Source organism: Streptomyces tendae, from assembly GCF_008632955.1.
Lineage (GTDB): Bacteria > Actinomycetota > Actinomycetes > Streptomycetales > Streptomycetaceae > Streptomyces.
In genome coordinates, this window is record NZ_CP043959.1 from 5,558,903 (window position 1) to 5,585,860 (window position 26,958).

Genomic DNA, 26,958 nt, shown 5'->3' on the forward strand with positions numbered 1-26,958 from the left:
GCGCATGGTCAGCGGGCCTTGATGTCGACGATCCGCCACCGGTCGTCCTCGAGCCGTGCCGTGACCGTGAGCTGGGCCGCCGCGGTGGTGGCCGCGTCCTCGCCCCGGCGGGAGGTCTGGTCGAGGAAGACCAGCAGGCGGGCCCGGTCGCCGTCGAGTTCCACCACGCCGGTGCGGACGGCGCGGGTGCTCAGGGTGACGCGTTGCGCGGTGAGGTCCTGGCGGACGCGGTCGAAGAGGGTCGCGTACTGGCGGGCGGCCCGCCCGTCGAGGGCGGTGCGCGCGGATCGCTCGGCGGCGGCGGTCCCGTCGGGCGTGTAGGAGAAGACCCGGGCGAGGGCGTTGCCGACGTCCCCGGCGACCCGGGTGGTGGCCTCGGTGTCGGTGAGCGCCCGGTTACGGGCGGACTCGGCCGACCTCAGTTGATGGGCCGCGTGGAGGAAGCCGCAGCCGCCGAGGACCAGGGTCGCCGCGACCCCCGCCGCGACGGCCCGCCGCAGCCGCGGGCCCCGCGAACGGCCGCCGCGGGAGGCGGAGTTCTCCGGGCGGTCGTCGAGGCCGTCACCGGACCCGTCCTCGGCGGAGGCGTCCCCCGGCACGTCGTGGTCGGCCGTGAGGTCCTCCCCGTCGGGGTTCCGTCCCGTACCGCGCTCGCGCGCGCCGGCCCGGCGGGGCAGCCACGTCCGTGTCATCGGTCGCTTCCCTCCCTCTCCCCCTGGACCGGGACGGCGCTCAGCGCCTTCACCTTCCACACGTCCTCGCCCGTGCGGGCCAGGACCGCCTCCAGGCGCTTGCGGTCGACGGCCGGCTTCCTCGTCCCGGCCGGCGTGGTCTCGACGCGGACGGTGGCGATGAGCTTGGCCGTGCCGGAACGGGTGTCCAGCGCCGTGACGGCGGCCTCGGTGACCGTGCCGCGCGCCGACGCGCCCGCGCGGGCCCCGGTGCCGCCGAGCTCCTCGCGCAGCGGACCGGTGGACACGTCACGCCAGTCCCGGACGCTCCGCTCCGCACGCTGCCGTGTGGAGGCGTCGATCGTGGTGAGCACGGCGAGGGCCCGGCGCCCGTCGGTGAGCGCCTCGTCCCGTTCCCTGCCGTACGCGAGACCGTCGTCCGTGCGTGCCTGGGCGTAGGTCCACGCGCCGGTGACGCAGAAGCCGGCCGCCAGCGCGAGCCCCACTCCGGCGAGAATCCGGGCTCTCCTCATCGGGTGCCTCCGGTGGCCGGAAGGAGAACGCCCGTCAGGTCGCGCGGTGCCTCGCCGCCCTGCCCGGGCAGGGCGAGCGCGCCGGGAGGCGCCGCGGTGCCGCTGCGGGCCGCGCCGCTGCCGGAGGGCAGGGAGCCGGGGCGGGCCGGTTCGGGCACCGCGCCGCCCTTCGGGGCGTTGGCCGCGCCGCGCACGTTCTTGCCCGTCGACGGCGCCGATGCGCAGGCCGCACCGGTGTTCAGGGGCGGGGCGGTGCCGAGGTCCAGGCCGTTGCGGTAGCGCGTGGCGCCGTATCCGGCCGTGCAGGGCAGGGGGTCGAAGAAGGTGACGGCCATGCCGAGGTTCAGCTTCCCTCCGTCGACGGCGGTGGAGCCGGCGGAGACGACCGCCGGGTACGTCACGAGCAGTTCCTCGATGCCCCGCTGCCGGGTGACGGCGACCTCGGCGGTGGTGAGGAGGTTGGCGAGCACGACGCCGAGGCTCGGGTCGAGGTCCCGCAGCACGCCGCTGACCTGGGTGGCGGCCTCGGGGGTGACGGCGAGGAGGCGGCGCAGGTCGGCGTCGGACCCCTTGAGGGCCCGGGCCAGTTCCTCCGCCCCGGTGGCGAAGCCGCGGATCGCCTCGCCCTCCTGGGCCTGGGTACGCAGGACGGTCTCGCCGTCGTGGATGAGCAGGGTGGTGGACGGCAGGGCCCGGTCGGCGGCCCGGACGAAGTCGCTGCCGCTGTCGAGCAGCACCTGGAGGTCGTCGCCGTGCCCTTCGAAGGCCTTGCCCAACTCGTCGACGACCGTGCGCAGATCGTCCTGCGGAACCGACCGCACCAGGTCGTCCACGCTGGCGAGGACGTCGGTGACGGGGGCGGGCACCTGGGTGTCGGCCTGCTCGATGCGGGTGCCGTCCGTGAGGTAGGGGGAGCCGTCGCTCTCCGGCCGCAGGTCGACGTACTGCTCGCCGACGGCGGAGAGCCCGGCGACCACGGCCTTGGTGTCGGCGGGGATGCGGGGGGCGGACTTCTTGATCCGCAGCTCGGCGACGACGCCGTCGTCGGTCAGCCCGATCGGCCCGACACGGCCCACCGAGACCCCTCGGTAGGTGACGTCCGCGTGGGTGAACAGGCCGCCGGTGCGCGGCAGTCGCACGTCGACCGTGTAGTGGTCGGCGACGCCGACGTGCCGGCCGAGGTCGGCGTAGCGGATGCCGAGGTAGGAGAGGGCGAGGACGGCGACCAGGAGGAAGGCGAGGTTCTTCAGCCGTACGGCGAGGGTGATCACCTGCTGTCACCCGCCTCCGGGTCCGACGGTGCGGTGTCCGCGCCGGGCGTGGGCGCGGGCGCGGACACGGAGGGCAGGGGCAGCGGTGAGGCGCCCCGCGACCGCTTCGACGAGGAGGGAGCGGAGGGCGTCGGGACGGGCCGCGGGTCGTCGATCGGCGGGATCACCTGCGCCCCGGGCACGGCGACCATGCTCAGGTACGCGTTGAGGTAGTCGCCCTTCACCCCGTTCAGCACCTCGTCGGTGAAGGGGTAGGTCACCAGCACCTGGAGGGAGTCGGGCAGGTCCGCGCCGGCGTCGGCGAGCTCCTTCAGTGTCGGCGCGACGGCCTTGAGGTCGGCGATCATGTCGTCCTTGCTCGCGTCGATGGTGGACACGGCGACACCGGAGAGCGTGTCGAGGGAGCGCAGCATGGTCAGCAGGGAGCCGCGCTGCCGCTCCAGCGTCTTGAGTCCCGGTGAGAGCCCGGTGAGGACCGTCCCGACGTCGTCCTTGCGGTGGGCGAGGGTCGAGGAGAGCCGGTTGACGGCGTCGAGGGCGTCGGTGATGTCCTCACGGTGGTCGTCGAGGTCGGTCACCAGGGTGTTCACCCGCCGGAGCATCGAGCGGACCTCGGGTTCCCGGCCGCCGAGCGCCGCGTTGAGTTCCCGGGTGATGGTCTTCAGCTGGTTGACGCCGCCGCCGTTGAGCAGCAGGGACAGCGCGCCGAACACCTCCTCCACCTCGGTGTTGCGGCTGGTGCGGGAGAGCGGGATGACGCTGCCGTCGGTGAGCCGGCCGCCCTCGCTCCGCCCGCGCGGGGCGACGAGCTGGATGTACTTCTCGCCCAGCAGGCTGGACTGCTGGAGGCGCGCGGTCGCGTCGGCGGGCAGGGTGACGTCGCCGTTGATCTCCATGGTGACGCGGGCCGACCAGTCGTCACCGAGTTCGATGCCGGTGACCCGGCCGACGGCGACGTCGTTGACCCGTACCGCGGAGTGCGGGACGAGACTGAGGACGTCGCCGAGTTCCGCGGTGACGGTGTAGGGCCGGTCACCGAGGTCGGCGCCGCCGGGCAGCGGGAGGTCCTCGATACCGCCGAAGCCGCGGGGCAGGGCGGCGATTCCGCCGACGGCAAGGGTGAAGCCGAGGCCGAGGGCGATCAGTCCGCCGACGGTGAGGCCGGCCACCCGGCCGGTGGTGAAGACGCCGCGTCCGAGCGCCGAGGCGGCCCGTTCGCCGGTCCGTGTGCCGCGCCTCATCTCTCCCCCTTCCCCGGGGCCGCGGGCCCGCCGCTCGTGGCGGAGGCTCCGGTGACGGGCAGCGGCAGCAGGGGGCCTCCCATGCTGATCTCGTTGAGGTTCGCGCGTCCGTCGAGGGTGCGGGTGTCGGGGTTGTAGGCGTTCACGACGTTGTCCGCGGCCAGCGGCGCCACGTCCAGCGCCTCGGCCAGCGAGGCCCGTTGCTCGACGAGGGTGCGGGTGATCGGGACGAGCCGCTCGACGTTCTCCTTCAGTTCGCCCCGGTGGTCCTCGATGAAGGTCTTCACCTGGCCGAGGGCCTTGCCGAGTTCCTCGAGCGCGCCGGTGAGGTCGTCCTTGTTGTCGGCGAAGAAGCCGACGACCTCGTCGAGGCGTTCCTGCGCGGTGCGCACGTCGGTGTCCTTGTCCTTCAGCATGGTGGTGAACGTCTGGAGGCTGCGGAGCGTGCGGAACAGGTCGCCGCTGCTGCCGTCCAGGGTCTTGGCCGCCTTGCCGAACTCCTCGACGCCGGTGCCGATGGCCTCGCCGTTGCCGTCCAGGTTGGCGGCGCCGGTCCGCAGCAGTCCGGACAGGGCGCCCTCGGCGTTGGCGCCGTCCGGGCCGAGCGCGTCCGCGAGGTCGGTGATCGAGTCGTAGATCTGGTCGATCTCGACGGGGATCCGGTTGCGCGAGGCGGGCAGCACGGCGCCGTCGGCGAGGGCGGGGCCGCTCGTGTGGGCGGGGGTGAGCTGCACGTAGCGGTCGGCGACGACGCTGGGGGCGACGACGACGGCCCGCGCGTTCTCGGGGACCTTGACCCCTTCGTCGAGGCGCAGGTCCACGCGCACGGTGGTGCCCTGCGGCCGCACCGACTCCACCTCGCCGACCCGCACGCCGAGGATGCGCAGGTCGGATCCGGCGTAGACGCCGATGACGCGGTCGAAGTAGGCGGTGATGCGGACGCCGTCGGGGGCGAGGGCCGAGGCGGCGGTCAGTCCGCCGGCGGCCAGCACCACCAGGGCGAGCAGTCCGCCGAGGATCTTTCTGCGTCGGGTCATCGCTCACCGCTCCCCGCGGCCGCCGCCTGCTGCTTGGGCGGCAGGCATCCGCTCTCGGGCTGGGACGTCTCCGGCAGGTAGTCGCGGGGCACGACGCCGCACAGGTAGCTGTCGAACCAGCGGCCGTTGCCCAGGGTGTTGCCGACCAGGCGGTAGTACGGACCGACCAGGGCGAGTGTCTTGCCGAGCTGGTCGTTGTTCTTCTCCAGGACGCCGGTCACCCGGCCGAGGGCCTTGAGGGTGGGGCCGAGCTGTTTCTCGTTGTCCTCCACCAGGCCGCCGAGTTCGGTGCCGAGGTCGCGGCTGCCCTTGAGCAGGGCGCTGATCGCGGCCCGCCGCTTCCTGAGTTCGCCGAGCAGGGAGCCGCCGTCCTCGACGAGGGTCTCGAAACTGGACTTCTTGTTCTCCAGCGTCTTGCTGAAGCGGGCGCTGCCCTTGAGGAGCCGGGAGAGTTCCGCGTCGCGCTCGGAGACGGAGCGGGACAGGTCGGACAGACCGGTGGCGGCCTTGCTCACGTGGGGCGGTGAGTCCTTGAAGGTGTCGGAGATGGTCTCGAAGCTCTCCGCGAGCCGGCGGGTGTCGATGGCGTCGACGGTGCCGCTGAGGTCCTGGAATGCCTGGGTGACGTCGTAGGGGGAGGTGGTTCGGGACGAGGGGATGCGGCTGCCGGGGTCCTGCGGCCGGGATCCGAGCGGGTCGACCGCCAGGTATTTGTCGCCCAGCACGGTCTTGACGGCGATGGCGGCGGTGGTGCGGTCGCCGATCCAGGCGTCCTCGACCGTGAAGGACACCTTCACCTTGGGGCCGTCCAGCGCGACGCCGGTGACCTTGCCGACCTTGACGCCGGCGATGCGCACCTCGTCGCCCTCGTCGAGGCCGGCCGCCTCGGTGAAGTCGGCGCTGTAGTCGGTGCCGCCGGTGAACGGGAGCCGGTCCGCGCCGTAGGCGAGGCCGCCGAGCAGGGTGAGGGCGAGCAGGCCGGCGATGCCGACGGCGACGGGGTCGCGGTCCCTGACCGGCTTCGGACGCGGGCGCCTCATCTGCGGCACCTCGATTCGGTGATCGCGATGCCGGTCGGCGGTTCGGAGCCGTCCGAGGTGGTCACTCCGCTCACACGTGCCTCGCAGAGGTAGAGGTTGAACCACGATCCGTAGGAGGACAGTCGGGCCAGGGCGGTCATCTTGGCGGGGGTCCGGTCGAGGAACTCCTCGATCTGCGGGGTGTGTTCGCCGAGGTTGCGCGAGAGCCGACCCAGTTCGCGGATGTCCCGCTTCAGGGGGGCGCGTCCGTCGTCGAGGAGGTCGGCGGTCACGGTGGTCAGGTCGCCCATGGCCACGACGGCCCGGCCGAGGGGTTCGCGGTCCTCGTCGAAGCCGGAGACGAGGTCCCGCAGGGTGACGACGAGGTCGTCGAAGCTGTCCTCGCGGTCGTTGAGGGTGTCCAGCACGGTGGTGAGGTTCTCGACGACCGCGCCGATCACCTTGTCCTTGGCGGCGACGGTGGTGCTGAGCGAGCCGATGCGGCGGATCAGGCTGTCGACGGTGGCGCCCTCGCCCTGGAGGACCTGCACGATCGATCCGGCGAGCTCGTTGACGTCCTTCGGGGAGAGCCCTTCGAACAGCGGCTTGAAGCCGTTGAAGAGGAGGGTCAGGTCGAGTGCGGGCGTCGTGCGGTCCAGCGGCACGGTGGCGCCCTCCTCCAGGGTGCCGCCGAGGTCGCCGCTGCCGCGTCCGAGGGACACGTAGCGCTGGCCCACCATGTTGAGGTACTTCACCGCAGCGGTGGTGGAGCGGGGCAGCCGGCGGTCCTCGCGGACGGTGAACGTGACCTGCGCGAGGCGTTGCTGCACGACGCGGACGTCGGTCACCTCGCCGACCGTCACGCCCGAGATGCGCACGCTGTCCCCGTCCCGCAGGCCGGTGACGTCGGTGAAGAGGGCCTTGTAGGTGCGGCCCCCGCCGCCCGCGCCGGAGCCGGCGACGCCGAGCCCGAGCAGGGTGGTGGCGAGGGCGGTGACCACCACGAAGGCGAGGGACTTGAGCAGCGGCCCGGTCAGCGGCCGGCGCCGGGTGTGCGCGGTGTCGGCGCCGGTCATCCGAGGGTCACCTCCGTACCGCGGTAGACGGGGCCGACGAGGAGGCTGCTCCAGTCGGGAAGGTCGCCGGGGGCCGCGCCGGCGGCGGGGGCGAGCAGTTCGTTGACGAGGTCGTTCTCCGCCGGGGAGTTGGCGGGTCCGAGGTCCTCGTCGGCCGCGGCGGAGGCGGACCGCGCGGTGGGCCGGGGCAGCTGGCCGACGTAGGGCACGGAGGGGCAGCGCGGCCCGCCGCCGGAGTCGTACACCGGGGTGTCGCGGCCGGGGCGGTAGGCGCCGCGCGCGGCGACGGAGGTGACGTCGACGTGGACGCCGGGCCGGTCGGTGCCCTTGCCGAGCGCCCGGTCCATGGCCGGGACGAACTCGGCGAGGGTGCGCAGGGTGCACGGGAAGGAGGAGGAGTACTCGGCGAGCAGTTCCAGGGTCGGCCGGCCGGCGGCGGTGAGGCGGATGAGGTTGCCCCGGTTCTTCCGCAGGAAGGCCGTCGTGTCCTCGGCCGTCCGGGTCGTGGTGCCGAGGGTGGAGGCGAGTTGGGCCTCCTGCTCGGCGAGGGTGCCGCTGGTGGTGGTGAAGTCGGTGAGCGCCGTGACGATGTCGGGCGCGGCGTCCGCGTAGACGTGGCTGACCTTCACGAGTTCCCTGAGGTCGCGGTTGAGGGCGGGCAGGTGCGGGTTGAACTCGGCCAGGTGCTCGTCCAGCAGGCTCAGCGTCTCGCCGAGCCGGGCCCCGCGGCCTTCCAGGGCCTGCGAGACGGCCGACAGGGTCGCGGACAGTTTCTGTGGCTGGACGGCGGTGAGCATGGGCAGGACGTCGTCGAGCACCTGCTGGAGTTCGACGGCGTTCGCGGAGCGGTCCTGGGGGATGACGGCTCCGGCGGCCAGTGGTTCGGAGGAGGGGTTCTCGGGCGGTACGAGGGCCACGAACCGTTCGCCGAACAGGGTGGTGGGCAGCATCTGGGCGCGGACGTCGGAGGGGACGGAGTCCAGCGTGCCGGGCTTCATGGCGAGGGTGAGGCGGGCGCCGTCGCCGGTGGCGTCGATGGCGCGGACCTCGCCGACGACGACGCCGCGCAGCTTGACCTCGGCGCCCGGGTGCATCTGGTTGCCGACGCTGCCGGTCTCGACCACCAGTGGGTCGGAGGCGGTGAACTTCTTGTCGTAGACGGCGACGGCCAGCCAGATGAGCAGGGCGGGCACCAGCACGAACACCACTCCGGCGAGCCGGTGGCGCAGGGTGTGTCCTCGGGATCCCCGGGGTCCGTTCATCTCACCCCGCCACCTTCACGGTCGTGGTCGCGCCCCACAGGGCGAGCGACAGGAAGAAGTCCGTGACGCTGATCAGCACGATGGCGTTGCGCACGGACCGTCCGACGGCGACGCCGACACCGGCGGGGCCGCCCGAGGCGCGGAATCCGTAGTAGCAGTGGGCGAGGATCACCATCACGCTGAAAATCAGCACCTTGAGTACGGAGAGCAGCACGTCCGTCGGGGAGAGGAAGAGGTTGAAGTAGTGGTCGTAGGTCCCCCGGGACTGTCCGTTGAACAGGACGGTCACGTAGCGGGAGGCGAGGAAGGAGGAGAGCAGCCCGATCGCGTAGAGCGGGACGATGGCGACGACGCCCGCGATGATGCGGGTGGTGACCAGGTACGGCATGGAGCGGATGCCCATGCCCTCCAGGGCGTCGACCTCCTCGTTGATGCGCATGGCGCCGAGCTGGGCGGTGAAGCCCGCCGACGGTCGCGGAGAGGGCGAGGCCGGCGACCAGGGGGGCGATCTCGCGGGTGTTGAAGTACGCGGAGACGAATCCGGTGAAGGCGGCCGTGCCGATCTGGTCGAGCGCCGCGTAGCCCTGGAGTCCGACGACGGTCCCGGTGAAGAGCGTCATCGCGATCATCACGCCGATGGTGCCGCCGATGACGCCGAGGCCGCCGGAGCCGAAGGCCACCTCGGCGAGCAGGCGCTGCACCTCCTTGAGGTAGCGGCGCAGCGTCCGCGGGATCCACAGCAGGGCCCGTACGTAGAACAGCAGGTGGTCGCCCGAGCGGTCGAGCAGGGCGAGCGGGGAGGCCATCGGACCTCAGCCTCCCTTCGGCGGGACGATCTGGAGGTAGACGGCCGTCATCACCATGTTGACGAAGAAGAGCAGAAGGAACGTGATGACGACGGACTGGTTGACGGCGTCGCCGACGCCCTTGGGCCCGCCGCGCGGGTTGAGGCCCCGGTAGGCGGCGACGATGCCGGCGATGAACCCGAAGATCAGCGCCTTGAGTTCGCTGACGTACAGGTCGGGCAGCTGGGCGAGGGCGGAGAAGCTGGACAGGTAGGCGCCGGGGGTGCCGCCCTGCATGACGACGTTGAAGAAGTAGCCGCCGAGGATGCCGACGACGGAGACCAGGCCGTTGAGCAGGACCGCGACGCCCATGGCGGCCAGGACCCGGGGCACGACCAGCCGCTGCACCGGGGAGACGCCCATGACCTCCATCGCGTCGAGTTCCTCGCGGATGGTGCGGGAGCCGAGGTCGGCGCAGATGGCCGAGCCGCCGGCGCCGGCGATCAGCAGGGCGACGATGAGCGGGCTCGCCTGCTGGACGACGGCGAGGACGCTGGCGCCTCCGGTGAAGGACTGGGCGCCCAGCTGCTGGGTGAGAGAGCCGACCTGGAGGGCGATGACGGCGCCGAAGGGGATCGAGACGAGGGCGGCGGGCAGGATCGTCACGCTCGCGACGAACCAGAACTGTTCGGTGAACTCGCGGAACTGGAAGGGTCTTCGGAAGACGGCGCGGCTGACCTCGGCGGCGAGCGCGAAGAGCCGGCCGGTCTCGCGCAGCGCGCCGGTGATCATGCGCCGCTCCCGGCGACGGGCGCCGTGACGGTGGCCGCCGCCGCGTCCCGCGCGTAGGTCTCCCGGATGGCGGAGCGCGCGGCCGGCGGCACGGTGTCAATCATGCGCATGACACGCTCGCGCCGTCGTGCGACGGCGCGGCGCGGCGGAAGGCCGGGGGACGGTTCCAGCTGCGGCACGATCACCCGGGCGCGGCGGGCGTCGCGGAGTTCGCCTCGGCGGCGAGGGTGGCCGCGTCCTTCTCCTCGGACATCCCGATGGGCCCCTCGCGCCGGCCGCCAGGAACTGGGAGACGACCGGCTCGTCGCTGGTGAGCAGCACCTCGCGCGGGCCGAAGGTGACGAGCTCGCGCCGGAAGAGCATCCCCATGTTGTCGGCACGGTGGCGGCGATGTCGAGGTTGTGGGTGACGATCAGCATGGTCGCGTCGATCTGCGCGTTCAGGTCGATCAGCAGTTGCGAGAGGTAGGCGGTACGGACCGGGTCGAGCCCGGAGTCCGGTTCGTCGCACAGGATGATCTGCGGGTCGAGCACGAGCGCGCGGGCCAGCCCGGCCCGCTTGCGCATGCCTCCGCTGATCTCCCCCGGAAGCTTGCCCTCCGCGCCCAGCAGTCCGACGACCTCGATCCGCTCCATGACGATGCGGCGGATCTCCGACTCCTTCTTGCGCGTGTGCTCACGCAGCGGAAGGCGATGTTGTCGAAAAGGGACAGGGACCCGAAAAGGGCTCCGTCCTGGAACATGAGACCGAACAATTTCCGGGTCTCGTAGATATCCCTCTCGGGACTGTTCACCATGTCCACCCCGTCGATGAGGACACGGCCCTTCTCGGGTTTGAGCAACCCGATGAGCGACTTCAGGAAAACGGTCTTTCCGGTGCCCGACGGACCCAGCATCACACTGACCTCTCCGGCCGGGAGAGTGAGTGACACGTCCCGCCAGATGTTCTGCTTACCGAAGGACTTGGTCAGCCCTTCGACCACTACTTCGATTCCCATATCACCTCCAGCGGACATCCGTGACACACATCGCGGGCGCACGCCGCCCTCCGCGACTTGTCACCACGCAGACAACGCACCGGCCCGGCACCCGCCCCGGGGAACAGGGCGGGATCTCGCGCCGCCGGGGCGGGCAACGCGAGACCCCGCCGACGAAACACACCGGCCGGCGGGAGGGTGGGCCGGTGGAACGTCCGCCGGGACTCCGTCCGCCGGGGGCCGGCGACCCGGAGCCGAGCACCGCACCGGCACGTTACGGCCGAGTAACCTCAGCGGGCAACACCGCATTACGAGTTTTCCGGGATACCGGCCCGCCCCCACGGAACCTGTCAGCGGAGAACAAGAAACCCCGGGAACTTGTCCGTCGGTGAGCAACACGGTCCGCCGCCCGCGCCCGCGAGGCAGCACGGCCCAGGAACCGGCCGCACCCGCATTCCTTGACAGCACGTGATGAACGCGGCCCAGGGATTCCTCACCCAGGGAACAGCTTGTTCCCTTTTCCGAAAGAATCATGGAACGCCGCATTGTTCGGCTAAGTTTACCGCCAGTAACGTCGTGGTTCATGGACAGGCAGCAGCGTCCAGCCGCAGTGCGTACGTCCGCCTTTCCGGGCGCATACGGACACGGCCCGTCTCAGCCGGTCGACCCTCAAGGAGATTCCCGGACCATGAAGAATTACCTGAAGAGATCAGCCGTCGCGGCGTGTGCGGCCGCGGCCGCGCTGGCCCTCACCGCCGGTACCGCCTCCGCGGCGCCCTCCACGGTGTGGACCGTCAGCCCGTCACCGGCCGCCTTCACCGCCGTGAACGTCGGCAACATCGTGCTGACCGCCACCATCCCGATGACCTGCACGGCCTCGAACGCCGGCGGGACGATGGCGAGCACCACCGGCAACCCGGCGAACGTCGCCGCCATCAACACCATGAACTTCGGTACGTCCGGCGCCCCCTGCACCAGCGTCCTGGGCAACGTCACCACCGTGGCCGTCACCCCCTGGGACGTCGTCGCGGTGGACTACAACTCCGCGACCGGCGTCACCACGGGCTACATCGGCAACGTCAAGGCCAACGTGAGCGCCGGCGTCTGCAAGTTCACGGTGGCGGGCAAGGCCTCGGCCACGTACACCAACAGCACCGGCATCCTGGCGGTCAACAGCGTCGCCGGTGAACTGACGGTCAGCAACCCCGTCAACTGCGGGGCGATCGTCACGACCAGTACCAAGCCCACCTTCAAGGGCAACTACGCCGTCAAGGTGGCCGGGACCACCACCATCCCGACCATCGTCGGTTCCAACCCGTAAGCGGCCACCCGCTCGCCCTCGCCCGGCCGGCACCCCCGGCCGGGCGTTCGCGGGCTCCGCCCCGGATCCCCCCGACACCGTCCCTCCCGCCGAGCGGAGTTGTATGAGAGTCCAACGAGCCGCCACCCCGCGGCCACGCCGAGCCCGCGCCCAGCTCACCTCGATGGCCGCGTTCGTCGTGCTCGCCGCTCTGATCCCGACCACGGCGTCGGCCGCGGACACCCAGGAGGTCGACGCCGAACTCCCCTACGTCTGCGCGTTCCCCTCGGGGACGGCGCCCGTGACGGTGCGGATCTCGGCGGAGTTCCCGGAGCGGACCCGGGCGGGCGAGGCGTTCTCCCCCACCGGCGTCACCACCACCGTGGAGCTCCCGGCGGAAGTGGTGGCGGACCTCGCCGCGCGCGACGCGTCCGAGGTACGCGCCGGCAGCGCGCTCGCCGTGGACGTGGCCCAGGGCTCGGCCACGGCCACGGCCACGTGGCGGGGAAGCTCCGACCCCTTCGCCCTGCCGGAGTCCGGGCCGCTGACGCTGACCACGAAGGGCGACGTCCCCTCGGTGACGGGCCGGAGCGACGGCGACCTGACCTTCACCGCGGGCGGCCTGGCGATCGACCTGACGCCCGGCCCGGGGGACGACGCCGGCGGCGGCGCGGGAACCGGCCCACTCACCGCCGACTGCACGCTCGCCGAGGACGCGCCGGACATGGGGCTGCTGGCCACCGTGCCGGCCGGACCGGACGCGCCGGGGGCGAGCGGTCCGCCGTCCGCACCGGCACCCGGCGGGACGTCCCCGGCACCGGGAAGCGGACCGCGGGACCGGCAGGGCGAGCGGTCGGCCGAGGCGCCGGAGAACCCTCCGGGTACCGCCGCCGACCGTGACGTGCCGCCCTGCCGCTACGACGAGCAGAATCCGCCGACGCCGCTGTCGCTCAACGCCTACGTCACGGGCTACGCCAACGTGAAGAAGCAGAAGGCCGCTTCGTACCTCCCGCCGTCCTGCGTACTGATCGAAGGGGGGGAGTTCCAGATCCCGGTCGACGAACCCTTCGACCCGGAGCACCTGGTCATGACCCTGGAGACGTCCGGCGAGTTCAGTTACCAGGGGCGCAAGGAGACGCCGCCCTACGACAGCACCTTCCTCTCCTTCGACTTCACCCCGGTGAGAACCACCATGGTGCTGAGGCAGACGGGCCCCATGAGGATCGACGCGCGCATGAAGATGCGCTTCTCCGACTCGTTCATCACCACGGAGACCTACGTACGGGTCCCCCTGATCGCCCACGTCACCGCCCTCCAGGTCAACGGCACCCCGCTGGACGTCGGTTCCGGCTGCCGGACCGCGACGTCCCTCACCTCCGCCGACCCGGACCCCGCGAAGCATCCCGGCGACCACGTGGTGCTGTACGGCAAGGCGGAACAGGTCATCGGCGAGGACGTCACCGGCTACACGGTCCTCACCGGCGGTCCGCTGTCCGGCGAGGTGACCATCCCGGCCTTCACCGGCTGCGGCACCGACGGCGAGGACCTCGACCGTCTGCTCACCGCCTCCGTCTCCGGTCCCGGCAACTACATCAAGCAGGTCCAGGGGCAGACGTGCACCCCCCTCGTCCCGGTGTTCGAAACCCCGGACACCCGGGGCCAGTGCACGGAGGACCTCCAGCCCTACCAGATCCCCGTCGCCGAGCGCTGAGCCGCCCGGCCCTCCCCACGAGAAAGGCCACCACCATGCACGCGTTCACCCCCCGCACCAGACTCGCCACCGTCTCCGCGCTCACCGCGCTCGGCGCCTTCGCCTCCCTCGGCACCGCGACCGCGGCCGATCCCACGCTGAACGGCGAGTGGGCCCCCTTCACCCGCTGTCCCGTGGACGCGCCGGCCATGCTGGCCGCCGACGGCTTCGAGAAGACCCCGCAGTGCGTGGTGTCCACCTCCTCCGGCGGCTCCATCAAGCTGGGCGGCACCACCGTCGTCACCGGGAGGACGAACCTGCAGATCGGCATCGTCCAGAACGCGGACGGCACCAGCAGTGTGGTGGCCCCGCCCGGCGGCGCGCTGATCGCCGAGCCCGCCACCGTGCCCGGCGGGCTGCTCGGCCTGATGTGTCCGAGCGCCATACCCGTCATCACGGGCCTGTGTCAGTCGCTGGAGAACTCCAGCCTCAACAAGATCACCGCGACCATGGAGTCGGTCGGCGCGCCCTACGACTTCAACCAGACGGCCGGCGTCCTGACCGACATGCCCATCGTCGCCCTGCCGGTCCGCATCCACCTGGAAAACCCGCTGCTCGGCAGCAAGTGCTACATCGGCACGGCCGCCAACCCGATCGTGCTGCTGCCCGAGAACCGGAACTACCCGGACTTCGGCATGAGCTTCTTCCAAGGGGACGGCACCACCGACCCGGCCGGCGAGATGAGCCGTATCGACCTCACCGGCGCCACCCAGAACGACAGCACCTTCGCGGTTCCCGGCGCCACCGGCTGCGGGCTGAACGTGGGTCTCATCAACGCCGCGGTCAACGCGAAGACCGGTCTGCCCTCCTCCGCCGGGAACAACAGCCTGACGCTCAACGACACGCGGACCTACCTCACCGGTCTCAACGCCCCCGGCACCGCCGCTCCGCGGGCCGGCGAGGTCCTGGCGGAAAACTGGCACTCCGCCGTCCGGTGACGGCCCGCCGACCGGCCCTTTCCCACGTCTCCCGGGGGCCGACACCGGCCACGGTGAAGCGGTTTCCGCCCAAGCGGTGTACAAGACAATTAAGTTGACTTACCGTCAGCTTTTCAGACCGGTGCACGTGGCGGCCCGACCGGGCTTCGTCCCGCGGGGCGTAACCCGGTCGGGCCGTCGTGCCGGACAGGTCGGCAAGCAAGGGATCAGTCATGCCCTCAATCGCACGTCCTTCGGTGCTCGGCGAGCCGCTCGACCCGCTCCCCCGGCAGTTCGCCGCCTTCATGCGGCCGCTGCTGCCGGGACTGCTGAACGAGATACGGACCGAGGTCACCCGCGCCTACCCGGTGTACGGCAGGCTGCTCAACGGCCCCGACGGCCACGCCATCCGCCAGGGTGTCGAGCAGGCGCTCACCGCCTTCGTGGACCGGGTGGCCGACCCCGGCACCAGCTCGGAGCTGCGGGACGACCTCCTGCGCAGGTTCGGCCGGGTCGAGGCCTACGAGGGCCGTGACCTGGAGGTGCTGCAGGGCGCCTACCGGCTCGGCGCGCGCATCGCGCTGCGCCGGGCCAAGACACTGGGACGGCAGCACAGCCTCTCCCCCGCCCTGGTCCTCGCCTTCGCCGACGCCCTGTTCGCCTACGTCGAGGAGCTGGAGGCCGTCACCCGGGAGGGGTACACGGAGGTACGGGACAGAGCCGCCTCCGAGGTGTCCGCGTTACGAAGACAGCTGTTACACCTGCTGCTGGCCTCCTCCCCGCTGCCCCAGACGACCGTTTCCGAACTGTGCGCGTCCGCGGCCTGGGAACTGCCCCGGACGTGCTTCCTCGTCGCCCTGCGTCCCCCGGTTCCCGAGCACATCCAGGCAGGACTCGACGGCGACGTCCTCGCCGACTTCGACATCCCGCAACCGCATCTGCTGGTGCCCGGGGAACTCACCCCCGAGCGTCTCGAGATGATCCGCGCCGCCCTGTCCGGCACGCGTGCCGCGGTGGGCCTGACCGTACCGGTCGCCCAGGCCGCGGACTCCGTCCGCTGGGCGCGCCGCGTGCTCCAGCTCGTCGACGACGGCGTCGTGCCCGACGCCCCGCTGGTCCGCTGCGAGGACCATCTGACGACCCTGTGGCTGCTGTCCGACCCCGCCCTGGTCGACCGTCTCGCCGCCCGTGAGCTCGCGCCGCTCGACGGATTGACCGCCAAGCGGCGCGACCGGCTCGTCGAGACCCTCCGGGTGCACGTGTCCACCCGCGCCCCGGCCGAACAGGTCGGCGAGATGCTGGGGGTGCACGCCCAGACGGTGCGCTACCGGCTGCGGACGCTGGACACCTACCTGGGCGACCGGCTCGCCGACCCCGACCACCGCTTCGCCCTGGAGGTGGCGCTGCGCTCGCGCCACCTGCGCGGCCGCGACGGCGCGCGGTGACGTCGTTGCCGTCGTTGCCGTCGTTGCCGTCGTTGCCGTCGTTGCCGTCGTTGCCGTCGCAGGAGGACCGCGAAGCGCACGCCACTCGTGACACGGCGGGGGCGGGCGTTCGCCCGCCCCCGCGGTCCGGTCACTTCTCCGGGCACTCCTTCCACGCGAGGTGGTACACCGTGTTGATGTCGCCGTCCGTGGAGTCCATGGTCATGTAGCTGACCTTCCGCGGGTCGGTCCCGGCGGTGACTCTCAGCTCGGTGTTGATGTTGAAGTTGCGCTGCACACCGCAGGGCGCGTAGACGAGCTGCGCCCAGTCGGTCTCGTCCGTGGCCTGCCAGTTGTCGTCGTAGGGCCCCGCGTAGGGGTGGGAGCGGTACTCCGTGCTGGGCGACCCCTGGAAGTAGTACGAGGCCCGCTGGGTGGCCCGGGCGCCGGGCTGGAGCGCGGCGAAGCCCCGGTAGTCGGCGCTGGCGATGGCGTAGGTGAAGCCGGCCGGTACATGGACCAGCAGACTGAGCTGGCAGTTCTTGCGGGCGGCCGTGGGGTCGGAGTTCCCGCCGGCCTGGGCGAGGTAGTCGCTGTAGGTCACGGTGAACGCGGTGTTGTCGGCCGAGACGGCGACGGCCGCGGTACCGGCGGGACATCCCGACCCGTTCACCGTCGCGACCTTGATGACGATCTTGTCCGGCGGCGGGTCGTCGAATCCGGTCGCCGGGTTGTGCGCGGGTAACGCGGCGCCGAGCAGCGCGGCCGCCGCCACGCCGAGAAGCAGGCCACCAGCCATGGTTCTCCGTCCTTCGGTGGGGGGTGGTGTCGTACGGGGGTGCCGTACGACGTGCCGTACGAGGTGCCGTGCGATGATTGAAGCGTCATGTACATGCCAAGCATGCGAGCACATACGCTCCCGGCTTCGTGAAGGAGACATGAAGGCGCGGTGAAGACCGGGAGCGCTCGCATCGTAGGGACGCGCGGAGGCCGCAGGACAGGGCGAACTCAGGCCATTCACTCCGGTCCGTAAATCGCCGGTGCACAGGCGGACGTAACGGGACCGCCGTGTGAACGGCGAGCGCTCCGGTTCGTGGACAATGGCCCAGCACCGCTTGTGGCACAGACCAGGAGGCGCTCCCTTGGAGCTCAGCAGGCGCACCTTCACCGCCCTGACCGGCACGGCCGCGCTCGGCCTCGCGCTCGCCGGCAGCGGCGGGGCGGCGACCGGCCCGCGGGGGCCGCGCGTCGTGCCGACCGGACCGCCGCCCCCGCCGCCGGCCGCCGACGGCGGTCGCCACCGCGTCGCCTTCGACCGGCACTCCCTGCTGGTCGACGACCGGCGCCTGGTGCTGTGGTCCGCCGAGATGCACCCGTTCCGGCTGCCGAGCCCGTCGCTGTGGCGGGACGTTCTGCAGAAGCTGCGCGCCCACGGCTTCAACGCGGTCGACGTGCCCGTGCCCTGGAACCTGCACTCCCCCGCGCCCGGCGTGCACGACTTCACCGGGGTGCGCGACCTGAACCGCTTCCTGTCCACGGCCGCCGAGGAGCGGCTGTACGTGGTGCTGCGGCCCGGCCCCTACCTCGGCGCGGACCTGGATGCCGGCGGCCTCCCCGGCTGGCTGACGGCCGCCGCGGGGACCGCGCGCACCGACGACCCCGAGTACCTGCGGCACGCCGAGGAGTGGCTGGGCGCGGTCGACGCGATCGCCGTGCGCCACCTGTTCACCGCGGGCGGCGGCACCGTGCTGCTGTACCGGCTGGAGGACGGGAGCCCGGTGCCCGCCGACGACCCCGCCGCGCGCGCCCACCGGGCCCGCCTGTACGCGAAGGTGCGCGCCGACCGCATCGACGTGCCGGTGCTGGACGGGGACGGCTGGTTCGGCGACCGCGGCACCGGGCCCCGCACGGCCGGCTTCTCCGCCGGGGCGGGCGGCGGGGCGGCCGACCCGTGGGGCGGGGCGCCCTCCGGCGGCGAGGGGTACGCCCGGGTACGCGAGGTCCACGACGCCGTGCACGAGCGGCGGCGCCGTCTCACCGCCCTCGCCGACCGGATCACCGTGCACCACACCGGCATGGGATTCGGCGGCACGTCGTGGGGCTGGCTGCCCGGGCCGGGTGTGTACACCTCGTACGACTACGGGGCGGTGCTCGACGAGGGGCGCCTGCCGGCCCCGGACATGGCCGCCGTCCAGCAGCTCGGGCACCTGGTGCGGACCGTGCCGGACCTCGCCCGGCTGGAGGAGGCCGGGGACGGCCCGCGGCGGGCGGCGGACGGCCGGCTGACGGTGCGCCACCTCGCCAACCCGGACACCGGCGCGCGGGTGTATGTGGTGCACAACGACACCGACGAGGAGGTCCGCGCCCCGCTGCCGGGCACCGGCATCGAGGTGCCGGTCACCGTGGCCGCCGGGGACGCCAAGCTGCTCGCCGCCGGCCTGCGCCTCGGCCACCGCACACTCGCCTGGACCACCGCCCAGCCGATGCTCAGCATCTCCACCGGACGGCAGGACGTGGCCGTGTTCGTCGGACGTCACAGGGAGAGCGCCCAGTTGGCGCTGGACTGCGAGCGGCAGCCGGGCGTCGACCGTGCGGACACCGAACCCGCCTGGGCCTACGAGCGGGGCCGGCTGAACGTGGTCGTACCGCTCGGGGAAGGCGGGTTGAGCCGGGTGCTGGTCAAGGACGGCGACTCCGAGACCCCCCTCGTGCTGCTGTTCGCCGACGACGAGACCGCGCTGCGCCTGTGGCCGTACGAGACCCCGGCCGGGCCGCTGCTGGTCTACGGCCCCGCCCTGCTGCGCTCGGCCGAACTGCGCGACTCCACCCTCCACCTGACCGGCGACGTCGGCATCGAGACCGGCGTGGAGGTGTGGGGGCCGCGCGGGATCGCCGAGGTCACCTGGAACGGCGAGCCGGTGCCCACCTACGTCGGCCGGGCCCGCAGCCGGGTGATGGAAGGGCTGATGCCGGCCGTGCGCGCGGTGGCGCTGCCCGCCCTCGACGGCTGGCGGTTCCGCACCGAGAACCCGGAGGCCGACCCGGACTTCGACGACTCCGCGTGGACGGTGGCCGGCCGGACCACGTCCCACAGCACCACGCCCGTGCCCGAGGGCGGGCCCGTGCTGTTCGCGGACGACTACGGCTTCCACCACGGCGACGTCTGGTACCGGGGGCGGATGGAGGACACCAGGGGCATCCGGTCGGTGGCACTGTCGTACAGCACCGGCACGCAAGGCCTGCTGATGGCCTGGCTGGACGGCCGGCCGCTCGGCACCCACCGCATGCCGGTGCCGGACGAGGACACCGCCGGACAGGGCACCTGGACGGCCACCGCGCGCCTCGACGTCCCCGAGGAGCTGCGCACCCCCGGGGAGCACGTGCTGTCCGTACTCGTACGGCCCATGCAGCACGCCGGGACCGCTCCCGGCGAGGACGCCCACAAGGCCGCGCGCGGGCTGGTCGCCGCCGAGTTCACGGGCGGCACCCCCGCCGTCGAGTGGCGCATCAGGGGCGCCGCCGAGCCCGAGCGGGTGTGCGGGCCGTACAACAACGGCGGGCTGTACGGCGAACGGCGCGGCTGGCACCTGCCCGACCACGACGACCGCCGCTGGCGGACGGTGGACCTCCCGCGCGCGGAGCGGCGGCAGGGCGTGGCCTGGTACCGCACCCGCTTCCGGCTCGGGCTCGGCCCCGACCTGGACGCGTCGGTCGGGCTCACCCTGGAGGACGACCCGGAGCGCGCCTACCGGGTGCAGATCTTCCTCAACGGCTGGAACCTCGGCCAGTACGTCAACGACGTGGGCCCGCAGCACACCTTCGTGCTGCCGAACGGCATCCTGCGGGCCCGCGGCTCCAACACCCTGGCACTCGCGGTGCTGTCCGACGGGACCACGCCGGCCGGGCCGCACACGGTCAGGCTGACGCTGCTGGACGCGGTGCGCGGCGGTGTCCCGGTGGAGCCGGTGGACTCACCGGAGAGGTGAGCCCACCGAAGAGGTGAGCCCACCGGGCGGCGGCTCACGCCAGCCGGATCACGTTCCACGACAGCGGCTCCAGCAGGGCGGTCAGCCGCCCGCCGTCCAGGGTGGTGCCCTCGGCCGCGTGCGGCACCACCCGCTCCGGCTCGGCGAGGGTGTTGCGCGCGTCCGGGTCGGCGTCCGCGAGCACGCTGTGCTCGACGACGGACGCCGGGCCGAGCCCGTTCAGCGCGACGTCCAGCGGCAGCGGCTGGGTGCGGGAGCGGTTGACGGCGAACACGGTGACCGAGCCGTCCTCGCCGCGCACGGCGGTCGCGTGCAGCAGGTCCGCCTCGCCGTACCGCTCGGTGGCGTACGTCGGTGAGTCCACGCGCACGTCGAGGACCTCGCCGCGGCCGTACTTCGAGGCCTGGGCGAACGGGAAGAACGTCGTCTGCCGCCAGGCCGGGCCGCCGGGCTCGGTCATGATCGGGGCGATCACGTTGACCAGCTGGGCGAGACAGGCGACGGTGACCCGGTCGGCGTGCCGGAGCAGCGCGATCAGCAGCGAGCCGAAGACGACGGCGTCCATGACGCTGTAGTTGTCCTCCAGCAGGCGCGGCGCCTCGGGCCAGTCCAGGGCGCCGACGTGCTCCTCGGTGCGCGACATGTACCAGACGTTCCACTCGTCGAACGAGAGGTTGATCTTCTTGCGGGACTTCAGGCGGGCCCCCACGTGGTCGCAGGTGGCGACCACGTCCTCGATGAAGGTCTCCATGTCGACGGCGGAGGCGAGGAAGGAGTCCACGTCCCCGTCGAGCGGCTCGTAGTAGGCGTGCAGGGAGATGTGGTCGACCAGGTCGTACGTCTCCTGCAGGACGGTCGCCTCCCACTCGGCGAACGTCGCCATGGACCGGCCGGAGGAGCCGCAGACGACGAGCTGCACGCCGGGGTCGATCTGGCGCATGGCGCGGGCGGTCTCGGCGGCGATCCGGCCGTACTCCTCGGCGGTCTTGTGGCCGGTCTGCCAGGGGCCGTCCATCTCGTTGCCCAGGCACCACAGCCGGATGCCGAAGGGGTCCTTGTCGCCGTGCTCCACGCGCAGGTCGGACAGGGCGGTGCCGCCGGGGTGGTTGGCGTACTCCTGGAGCTGGAGGGCCTCGGCGACGCCCCGGGTGCCGAGGTTGACCGCCATCATCGGCTCGGCCTGCGGGCCGACCTTCCGCAGGAACGCGATGTACTCGGACAGGCCGAAACGGTTGGTCTCGGTGGAGCGCCAGGCCAGGTCCAGGCGGCGCGGGCGGTCCTCCACCGGGCCGACGGAGTCCTCCCAGCGGTAGCCGGAGACGAAGTTGCCGCCGGGGTAGCGGACGGCGGTGACGCCGAGCTCGCGGACCAGTTCCAGGACGTCTCCGCGGATACCGTCGGCGTCGGCGGTGGGGTGACCCGGTTCGAAGACACCGGTGTAGACGCACCGGCCGAGGTGTTCGACGAACGAACCGAACAGGCGGGGGTCGACCGGGCCGACGGTGAAGGCGGGGTCCAGGGTGAAGCGGGCGGTGCGCATCGTGTCCTTTCGACGGGTCGGGTCCTGCTGCGGGAGCGTCACCGGCCGGCGAGGCCGGCGAGACCGACGCCCACCATGATCCGGCACTGGATGTTCGATATATCGAATGATGCCCGTAACTTCGAACGGGACCGTAGGTGTCGGGTCGTGCCGCGTCAATGCCTCGGACAGAACTCGCCCGGCGCGCACCCCGCACGGCCTTCCCGGCCGCCCGGCGGTCACCGGATCGCGTGACGCGGGCACTTCCGGCCGCGTAGTCTCGAACGGCCTGACGTGCGGCGGTCGCACGGGCGAGGGGACCAGATGGATGGCGCGGGCGCACGGACGCGGGCCGTACGGCTCGCCTCCGCGCTGCGGCGGTCCCGCACCCGCGCCGCCCTGCGCCGCCTGGCCTGCGATCTCTCCGCGGCGCTGCGTGCACGGTCCCGGCCGCTCACGGACGTGCGGACGGCCTGCCGGGTCCTGTGCGAGGAGATGAGCGCGCGGCGCGGAGGACGACCCGTGGTCCTGCGCTTCGAACGCTTCCCGGACGAGATCGAAGTGACCGGCCTGTGGGTGGAGTTCCAGGACTTCGACCTGGTCATCGTGGAGGAACGGGCGGAAGCCATGCAGCAACTGGTCATCCTCGGCCACGAGTTGTGGCACATGCACGCCGGACACCGGCACCACGCCCCGGCCGGGGCGCGGCGAGTCCTGGCGGGCGACGCACCGGACTGGGACACCGCGCTGGTGATGGCCGCGCGCCACGGCTCACGCGAGGCCGACGAGGCCGAGGCCGACGAGTTCGGGCACCGGATGGCCGCCGCCGTACGCCCCCTCCTGGACGACCGGGACACCGGCATCGGCGACGGCCTCGTCCAACGGGCCCTGGGCTACCGCGGCGGGAAAGGCACGCGCCGGTGACCGCCCCGCTCGCCCTCACCCCCGCCGACGTCCTCGACGACCTCTACATCTCCTTCTGGATCCCCACGGGGGTCCTCACCGCGGCCCTGATCATCAAACTGCCCACCATCGTCCGTCTGTGGCGGGACCCGCTGCTGCGCGCGGTGGGCGGACTGCTCCTGCTCGCCTGCACGGTCTTCGTCTTCGTGGCACCCACGACCATCGCCCGGGTCAACCGCCTCACGGGGGTGCCGAACATCTCGGCGCCGTGGTGCTACTCCCTGCTCACCGCGTTCTGCGCCTCCTGCCTGCTGCTCATCATCGCCTGGCGCAACGGGCTGTCGGACCGGTCCGCCGCCACCCGGCGGGCGATGCGCCGGGTGGTCTCCCTCTACTCCGGCGTGATCGTCGCCCTGTGGGTGCTGTTCTTCCTCGCGGACGCGTCCGAGGAACGGCTGCGGGACCTGGACACGTACTACGCCACCACGCCGTTCATGCGCGAGCAGATCGTGCTCTACCTGCTCGCGCACACCGTCGCCGTCCTGATCACGTGCCGGCTGCTGTGGAACTGGGTGCAGACCGAGGGACTGGACGCCTGGCTGCGGTGGGGCCTGAAGTTCCTGGGCGTCGGCTACGCGCTGAACCTGGTCTTCGACGCCGCGAAACTCACCGCCGTGGGCGCCCGCTGGACCGGGAACGACCTGGACTGGCTCAGCACCGACCTGGCGCCCCCCGTCGCCTGCCTGTCGGCCATCCTGATCGCGGTCGGTTTCATCCTCCCGCACGCCGGCCAGTACCTGCACGACCGCTGGCGCGTCCGGCTCGCCCACCACCGGCTGCGGCCCCTGTACGAGCTGATGCGCTCGGCCAACGGCAGGAGCGTGCCGTTCCTGCTGCGCGCCACCCCGGAGCTGCGCCTGATCCGCCGGGAGACCTTCATCCGCGACGAACTGCTGTCGCTGGCCCGGCACATCGACCAGGAACGGCGCAGCCGCACGCGCGAAGCGGCACGCGGCCTCGGGTTCCCGCCGGAGCGGGCCGGGGCGCTGGCGAACGCCGTGGCGATCCTGGAGGCCGTCGAGTGCAGGCGCCGTTCGCCGGACGGCGAGGGCACGCAGGACTCCGACACCACCGACCTGCTGCGGGAGATCGGTGCCGTCTCCCGGGAGCTGCGCCGCCCGCACACCGTCGAGGCGGTCCGCGCGCGTGCCGCCGCCCTCGCGCCGGACGCCCCGGAGGGCGTCCCACGCGGCGCGTCCGCCGGGCGCGGGGAACCGGCCCGGTGACCGGCGTGCCCGCCCCGCCGAGGGCGGGCGCGCACCGGAGGAACCGTCCCCATGAGATGCCCGTGAGAACCGACGACAGGTCAGGAGAACGAAGAGCGTGCCCGCCGTCCCAGAGAGAAGACGCCCGTCCGTGAGCGGACGTCCCGCCACCGCCGTCGTGCTCGGCGGATCCTTCGCCGGGCTGCTCGCCGCGCGGGCCCTGGCCCCGTTCGCCCGGGTCACCGTGGTGGAGCGCGACACGCTGCCCTCGGGCCCCGAGCCCCGGCGCGGCGTCCCGCAGGCCCGGCACGCGCACCAGCTGTGGTCGGGCGGGGCGCGCGCCCTGGAGGAACTGGTGCCGGGCACCACCGGGCGGCTGCTGGCGGCGGGCGCCCACCGCCAGCCGGTCACCGCGAACACCGTGGTGCTGTCGCCGCACGGCTGGTACCGGCGCTGGGACGAGTCCCACTTCATGCTGCTGTGCACCCGGGACCTGCTGGAGGCGACCGTGCGGGCGGAGGTGCTCGGCGACGAACGGGTCGAGTTGCTCGACCGGGCCGAGATCCTCGCGCTCGACGGCACCCGCGCCGCCGTCACCGGTGTCCGGGTCCGCACGCACGACGGCGCCGAACGCACGCTGCGGGCCGACCTGGTGGTCGACGCCACCGGCCGCGCGTCCCGCACCGCCCGGTGGCTGACCGACGCCGGCCTGCCCGCCCCCGGGCGCCGGGACGTCGACACCGGGCTGGTGTACGCGAGCCGCCTCTACCGCGCCCCGGAGGGAGCCCGGGACGGCTTCCCGGTCGTCAACGTGCAGCAGGACCCGCGCACCGGGGGACCGGGCCGCGGCGGGGTGCTGCTGCCCGTGGAGGACGGGCACTGGCTGGTCACCCTGTTCGGCACCCGGGGCGGCGAACCCACCTCCCGGGCCGACGACTTCGAGCGGTTCGCCCGCGAGGAACTGCGCCACCCGGTGATAGCCGACCTGCTCGGCGCGGCGGACCCGCGGACGGCGGTGTCCCTCACCCGGGCCACCGCCAACCGCCGGTTCTTCTACGAGCGGATGAAGGAGTGGCCGGAGAACCTGGTGGTGGTCGGCGACGCGCTCACCGCGCTCAACCCCGTCTACGGCCACGGCATGGCGGTGGCCGCGCGCGGCGCGGCGGCGCTCCGTGCGACGGTGCGCCGGCACGGCTGGGGGTCGCCGGGACTGGCCCGCCGCGCACAGCGTGCGGTGGCCCGGCCGGTGGGCGCGGCCTGGGACCTCGCCCTGGGCCAGGACGTGTTCTACCCGGGCCCGACCCACGGCGGCCCGTCCGCGCGGGACCGGTGGCTGGCCGCGTACGTCGGCCGGCTGATGTACACGGCCACCGGGAACGGGCGCATCGCGCGGCGGGTCACCGACGTGACCTCGCTGGAGCGGGGCGCGGGGGTGCTGCTGACCCCGTCCGTGCTGGTGGCGGCACTGGCGGGGCCGCTGAAGCCCGCCCTGACGGCCCCGCCGCTGACGGCGGAGGAACGCAAGGCGGCCGGCCTGGCCTGAGGCCCGGCCGGCTCAGCCGGCGAAGGCGGGCTGGGCCACCCCCTTGCCCGCACCCGGGACCACCAGCAGGGACCCGGCGAGCGGGTGCGGGGCGGTCAGGCCCACGCGGGCCGTGGTGATGTAGAGGTCGGTCAGCGCGGTTCCGCCGAAGGCGCAGGCTGTGACGCGCGGCACGGGCAGCTCGATCACCCGGTCCAGCTCGCCGGACGGGGTGTAGCGGCGCACCGCCGCCCCGTCCCACAGCGCCACCCACACACAGCCGTCGGCGTCGACGGTGAGGCCGTCCGGGAAGCCGGCACCCTCCTCGATCACGGCGAGCGGACGGCGGCCGGAGACCGTGCCGTCCTCGCCGGCGTCGAACACGTCGACGCGCCGGGTGGGCGTGTCGATGTAGTACATCAGCCGGCCGTCGGGGCTCCAGCCGGTGCCGTTGCTCACGGTCGCGTCGTCGAGCAGGACGGTGACCGTGCCGTCGCCGGTCACCCGGGACAGGGTGCCGCCGCCGGTCGCCTCGTCGTAGCGCATGGTGCCCGCGAAGAGGCTGCCGTCGGGGGCGACGGCGGCGTCGTTGCCGCGGCGGCCGGGGACCGGCTCGCGGTGCAGCCAGCGGAAGGAGCCGTCGGGGTCGAGCAGGCCGATGCCGTCCCGCAGGTTCAGCACCAGGCCGCCGCCCGCGCGGGGCTTGACCGCGCCCACGTGCTGCTCGGTCCGGCGCACGGTGCGCCGGCCGGTGGCGGGGTCGTAGGTGTGCAGCCGGGAGCTGAGGATGTCGATCCACAGCAGCCGGCCGGTGGCCGGGTCCCAGGTGGGGCCCTCGCCCAGTTCCGCCTCCGCGCGGACCGCGACGTCGAACGCGAGTGTCATGCCATGCTCCTGTGGCCAAGGCGCTCGGAGAGTTCGGCGGCGCCCTTGACGGCGAGCTGCTCCAGCTCGCCCAGGCGGTCGTCGCTCCAGCGGATCATCGGTACGGAAATGGACAGCGCGGCGACCACCTGTCCGGTACGGTCGCGCACCGGCGCGGCGACGCAGGAGACGTCCGGGTTGGACTCACGGCTCTCCACCGCCACGCCCCGGCCGCGGATCTCCGCGAGTCTCTCGCGCAGGACGGCCGGGTCGGTGATGCTGTTCGGGGTCATCCCGGCCAACTCCGCGCCGTCGGGGAAGCGCGCGGCCAGTTCCTGCTCGGGGAGGGAGGCCAGCAGCATCTTGCCGACGGAGGTGCAGTGCGCGGGGAGCCGGCGGCCGGCTGCCGACACCATCCGCACCGCGTGCGTGGAGTCGACCTTGGCGATGTAGATGACGTCGGTGTGCTCCAGGATCGCCACGTGCACGGTCTCGTCGCAGGTCTCGGCGACGGACCGGGCGACCTGCTGGCCCTCGGCGGCCAGGTCCAGGTGCTCGGCGTAGCGGGCGCCCAGCTGGTACGGCCGGACGCCCAGCCGGTAGCGGCCCGGCTGTCCGGCCACCGGGACGATGTACTTGCGTGCCGCGAGCGTGCTGACCAGCTCGTGGACGGTGGTGCGGGGCAGCTGCAGCTTCCGCACGATGTCGGGGGCGGAGAGCGTGCCGTCCCCGTCGAGGAAGAGCTCGAGGATGTCGAGAGCCCGGGTCACGGCTGGTACGAGTCGTCCCACGACCGGCCCCCTCCTAGCGTTCGATATACCAACACACGATCGGCATGACGAACA

Annotated in this window: 21 protein-coding genes and 2 pseudogenes; 8 read left to right on the plus strand and 15 right to left on the minus strand. The window is 72.7% G+C overall.

Annotated features, from left to right (window positions below):
- Positions 1-8: 8 nt before the first annotated feature.
- From F3L20_RS25605 to F3L20_RS25655, 11 genes and pseudogenes are all read right to left on the minus strand, one after another.
- Positions 9-692 carry a nuclear transport factor 2 family protein gene (locus F3L20_RS25605; RefSeq protein WP_150156353.1) on the minus strand — a complete coding sequence of 228 codons (684 nt, stop codon included), beginning with the start codon at positions 690-692 and terminating at the stop codon, positions 9-11.
- Positions 689-1,204, minus strand: coding sequence for a hypothetical protein (locus F3L20_RS25610; RefSeq protein ID WP_145825560.1), 516 nt, complete (start codon positions 1,202-1,204; stop codon positions 689-691). Before F3L20_RS25610 ends, F3L20_RS25605 begins: the two co-directional genes overlap by 4 nt.
- Positions 1,201-2,475 carry an MCE family protein gene (locus F3L20_RS25615; RefSeq protein ID WP_150156354.1) on the minus strand — a complete coding sequence of 425 codons (1,275 nt, stop codon included), beginning with the start codon at positions 2,473-2,475 and terminating at the stop codon, positions 1,201-1,203. Before F3L20_RS25615 ends, F3L20_RS25610 begins: the two co-directional genes overlap by 4 nt.
- On the minus strand, positions 2,472-3,716 hold the full coding sequence (locus tag F3L20_RS25620; RefSeq protein ID WP_240810754.1) for an MCE family protein: 1,245 nt from the start codon (positions 3,714-3,716) through the stop codon (positions 2,472-2,474). The genes F3L20_RS25615 and F3L20_RS25620 overlap by 4 nt, the downstream gene beginning before the upstream one ends.
- Positions 3,713-4,753: an MCE family protein gene (locus tag F3L20_RS25625; protein WP_150156355.1), complete on the minus strand. Its 1,041-nt coding sequence runs from the start codon at positions 4,751-4,753 to the stop codon at positions 3,713-3,715. The genes F3L20_RS25620 and F3L20_RS25625 overlap by 4 nt, the downstream gene beginning before the upstream one ends.
- Positions 4,750-5,793 (minus strand): MCE family protein, encoded by a 1,044-nt coding sequence (locus F3L20_RS25630; RefSeq protein WP_150156356.1) that lies wholly within the window; start codon positions 5,791-5,793, stop codon positions 4,750-4,752. Before F3L20_RS25630 ends, F3L20_RS25625 begins: the two co-directional genes overlap by 4 nt.
- On the minus strand, positions 5,790-6,848 hold the full coding sequence (locus tag F3L20_RS25635) for an MCE family protein (protein WP_150156357.1): 1,059 nt from the start codon (positions 6,846-6,848) through the stop codon (positions 5,790-5,792). The genes F3L20_RS25630 and F3L20_RS25635 overlap by 4 nt, the downstream gene beginning before the upstream one ends.
- Positions 6,845-8,110, minus strand: a complete 1,266-nt coding sequence (locus F3L20_RS25640) for an MCE family protein (protein WP_150156358.1) — start codon at positions 8,108-8,110, stop codon at positions 6,845-6,847. Before F3L20_RS25640 ends, F3L20_RS25635 begins: the two co-directional genes overlap by 4 nt.
- A gap of 1 nt (position 8,111) precedes the next feature.
- A pseudogene (locus F3L20_RS25645) lies at positions 8,112-8,916 on the minus strand (MlaE family ABC transporter permease).
- Between the two features lie 6 nt (positions 8,917-8,922).
- Positions 8,923-9,687: an MlaE family ABC transporter permease gene (locus tag F3L20_RS25650; RefSeq protein WP_024882863.1), complete on the minus strand. Its 765-nt coding sequence runs from the start codon at positions 9,685-9,687 to the stop codon at positions 8,923-8,925.
- Positions 9,684-10,684: pseudogene (locus F3L20_RS25655) on the minus strand (ABC transporter ATP-binding protein). The gene F3L20_RS25650 and the pseudogene F3L20_RS25655 overlap by 4 nt, the downstream one beginning before the upstream one ends.
- Before the next feature lie 667 nt (positions 10,685-11,351).
- Here F3L20_RS25655 and F3L20_RS25660 point away from each other — a divergent pair.
- The 4 genes from F3L20_RS25660 to F3L20_RS25675 all read left to right on the plus strand — a co-directional run bounded on the left by F3L20_RS25660 (position 11,352) and on the right by F3L20_RS25675 (position 16,075).
- Positions 11,352-11,984: a hypothetical protein gene (locus F3L20_RS25660; protein ID WP_150156359.1), complete on the plus strand. Its 633-nt coding sequence runs from the start codon at positions 11,352-11,354 to the stop codon at positions 11,982-11,984.
- Positions 11,985-12,087: 103 nt separating this feature from the next.
- Positions 12,088-13,674 carry a DUF6801 domain-containing protein gene (locus F3L20_RS25665; protein WP_150156360.1) on the plus strand — a complete coding sequence of 529 codons (1,587 nt, stop codon included), beginning with the start codon at positions 12,088-12,090 and terminating at the stop codon, positions 13,672-13,674.
- A 35-nt stretch (positions 13,675-13,709) separates the two neighbouring features.
- Positions 13,710-14,651 carry a hypothetical protein gene (locus F3L20_RS25670; RefSeq protein ID WP_150156361.1) on the plus strand — a complete coding sequence of 314 codons (942 nt, stop codon included), beginning with the start codon at positions 13,710-13,712 and terminating at the stop codon, positions 14,649-14,651.
- A 212-nt stretch (positions 14,652-14,863) separates the two neighbouring features.
- The gene (locus tag F3L20_RS25675) at positions 14,864-16,075 is read left to right on the plus strand and encodes a helix-turn-helix domain-containing protein (protein WP_150156362.1); all 1,212 of its coding nucleotides are present in this window, start codon (positions 14,864-14,866) and stop codon (positions 16,073-16,075) included.
- 130 nt (positions 16,076-16,205) lie between these two features.
- On the opposite strand, the gene F3L20_RS25680 is transcribed toward F3L20_RS25675, so the two are convergent.
- A complete protein-coding gene (locus F3L20_RS25680) occupies positions 16,206-16,853 on the minus strand; it encodes a DUF4360 domain-containing protein (protein ID WP_150156363.1) in 648 nt (215 codons plus the stop codon).
- A 343-nt stretch (positions 16,854-17,196) separates the two neighbouring features.
- On the opposite strand from F3L20_RS25680, the gene F3L20_RS25685 reads away from it, so the two are divergent.
- Entirely contained in the window at positions 17,197-20,040 is a 2,844-nt protein-coding gene (locus F3L20_RS25685) for a beta-galactosidase (RefSeq protein WP_150156364.1), read from the plus strand.
- A gap of 34 nt (positions 20,041-20,074) precedes the next feature.
- Here F3L20_RS25685 and F3L20_RS25690 read toward each other — a convergent pair whose 3' ends face one another.
- A complete protein-coding gene (locus F3L20_RS25690) occupies positions 20,075-21,580 on the minus strand; it encodes an alpha-N-arabinofuranosidase (protein ID WP_150156365.1) in 1,506 nt (501 codons plus the stop codon).
- A gap of 303 nt (positions 21,581-21,883) precedes the next feature.
- On the opposite strand from F3L20_RS25690, the gene F3L20_RS25695 reads away from it, so the two are divergent.
- From F3L20_RS25695 to F3L20_RS25705, 3 genes are all read left to right on the plus strand, one after another.
- Positions 21,884-22,483, plus strand: coding sequence for a toxin-antitoxin system, toxin component family protein (locus F3L20_RS25695; RefSeq protein ID WP_150156366.1), 600 nt, complete (start codon positions 21,884-21,886; stop codon positions 22,481-22,483).
- Positions 22,480-23,748: an MAB_1171c family putative transporter gene (locus tag F3L20_RS25700; protein ID WP_150156367.1), complete on the plus strand. Its 1,269-nt coding sequence runs from the start codon at positions 22,480-22,482 to the stop codon at positions 23,746-23,748. Before F3L20_RS25695 ends, F3L20_RS25700 begins: the two co-directional genes overlap by 4 nt.
- Before the next feature lie 130 nt (positions 23,749-23,878).
- The gene (locus tag F3L20_RS25705) at positions 23,879-25,270 is read left to right on the plus strand and encodes an FAD-dependent monooxygenase (RefSeq protein ID WP_240810755.1); all 1,392 of its coding nucleotides are present in this window, start codon (positions 23,879-23,881) and stop codon (positions 25,268-25,270) included.
- A 12-nt stretch (positions 25,271-25,282) separates the two neighbouring features.
- Here F3L20_RS25705 and F3L20_RS25710 read toward each other — a convergent pair whose 3' ends face one another.
- Both F3L20_RS25710 and F3L20_RS25715 read right to left on the minus strand, forming a co-directional pair.
- Complete coding sequence (locus F3L20_RS25710; protein ID WP_150156368.1) at positions 25,283-26,134, minus strand: SMP-30/gluconolactonase/LRE family protein; 852 nt, start codon at positions 26,132-26,134, stop codon at positions 25,283-25,285.
- A complete protein-coding gene (locus F3L20_RS25715; RefSeq protein ID WP_150156369.1) occupies positions 26,131-26,904 on the minus strand; it encodes an IclR family transcriptional regulator in 774 nt (257 codons plus the stop codon). Before F3L20_RS25715 ends, F3L20_RS25710 begins: the two co-directional genes overlap by 4 nt.
- Positions 26,905-26,958: the final 54 nt, after the last annotated feature.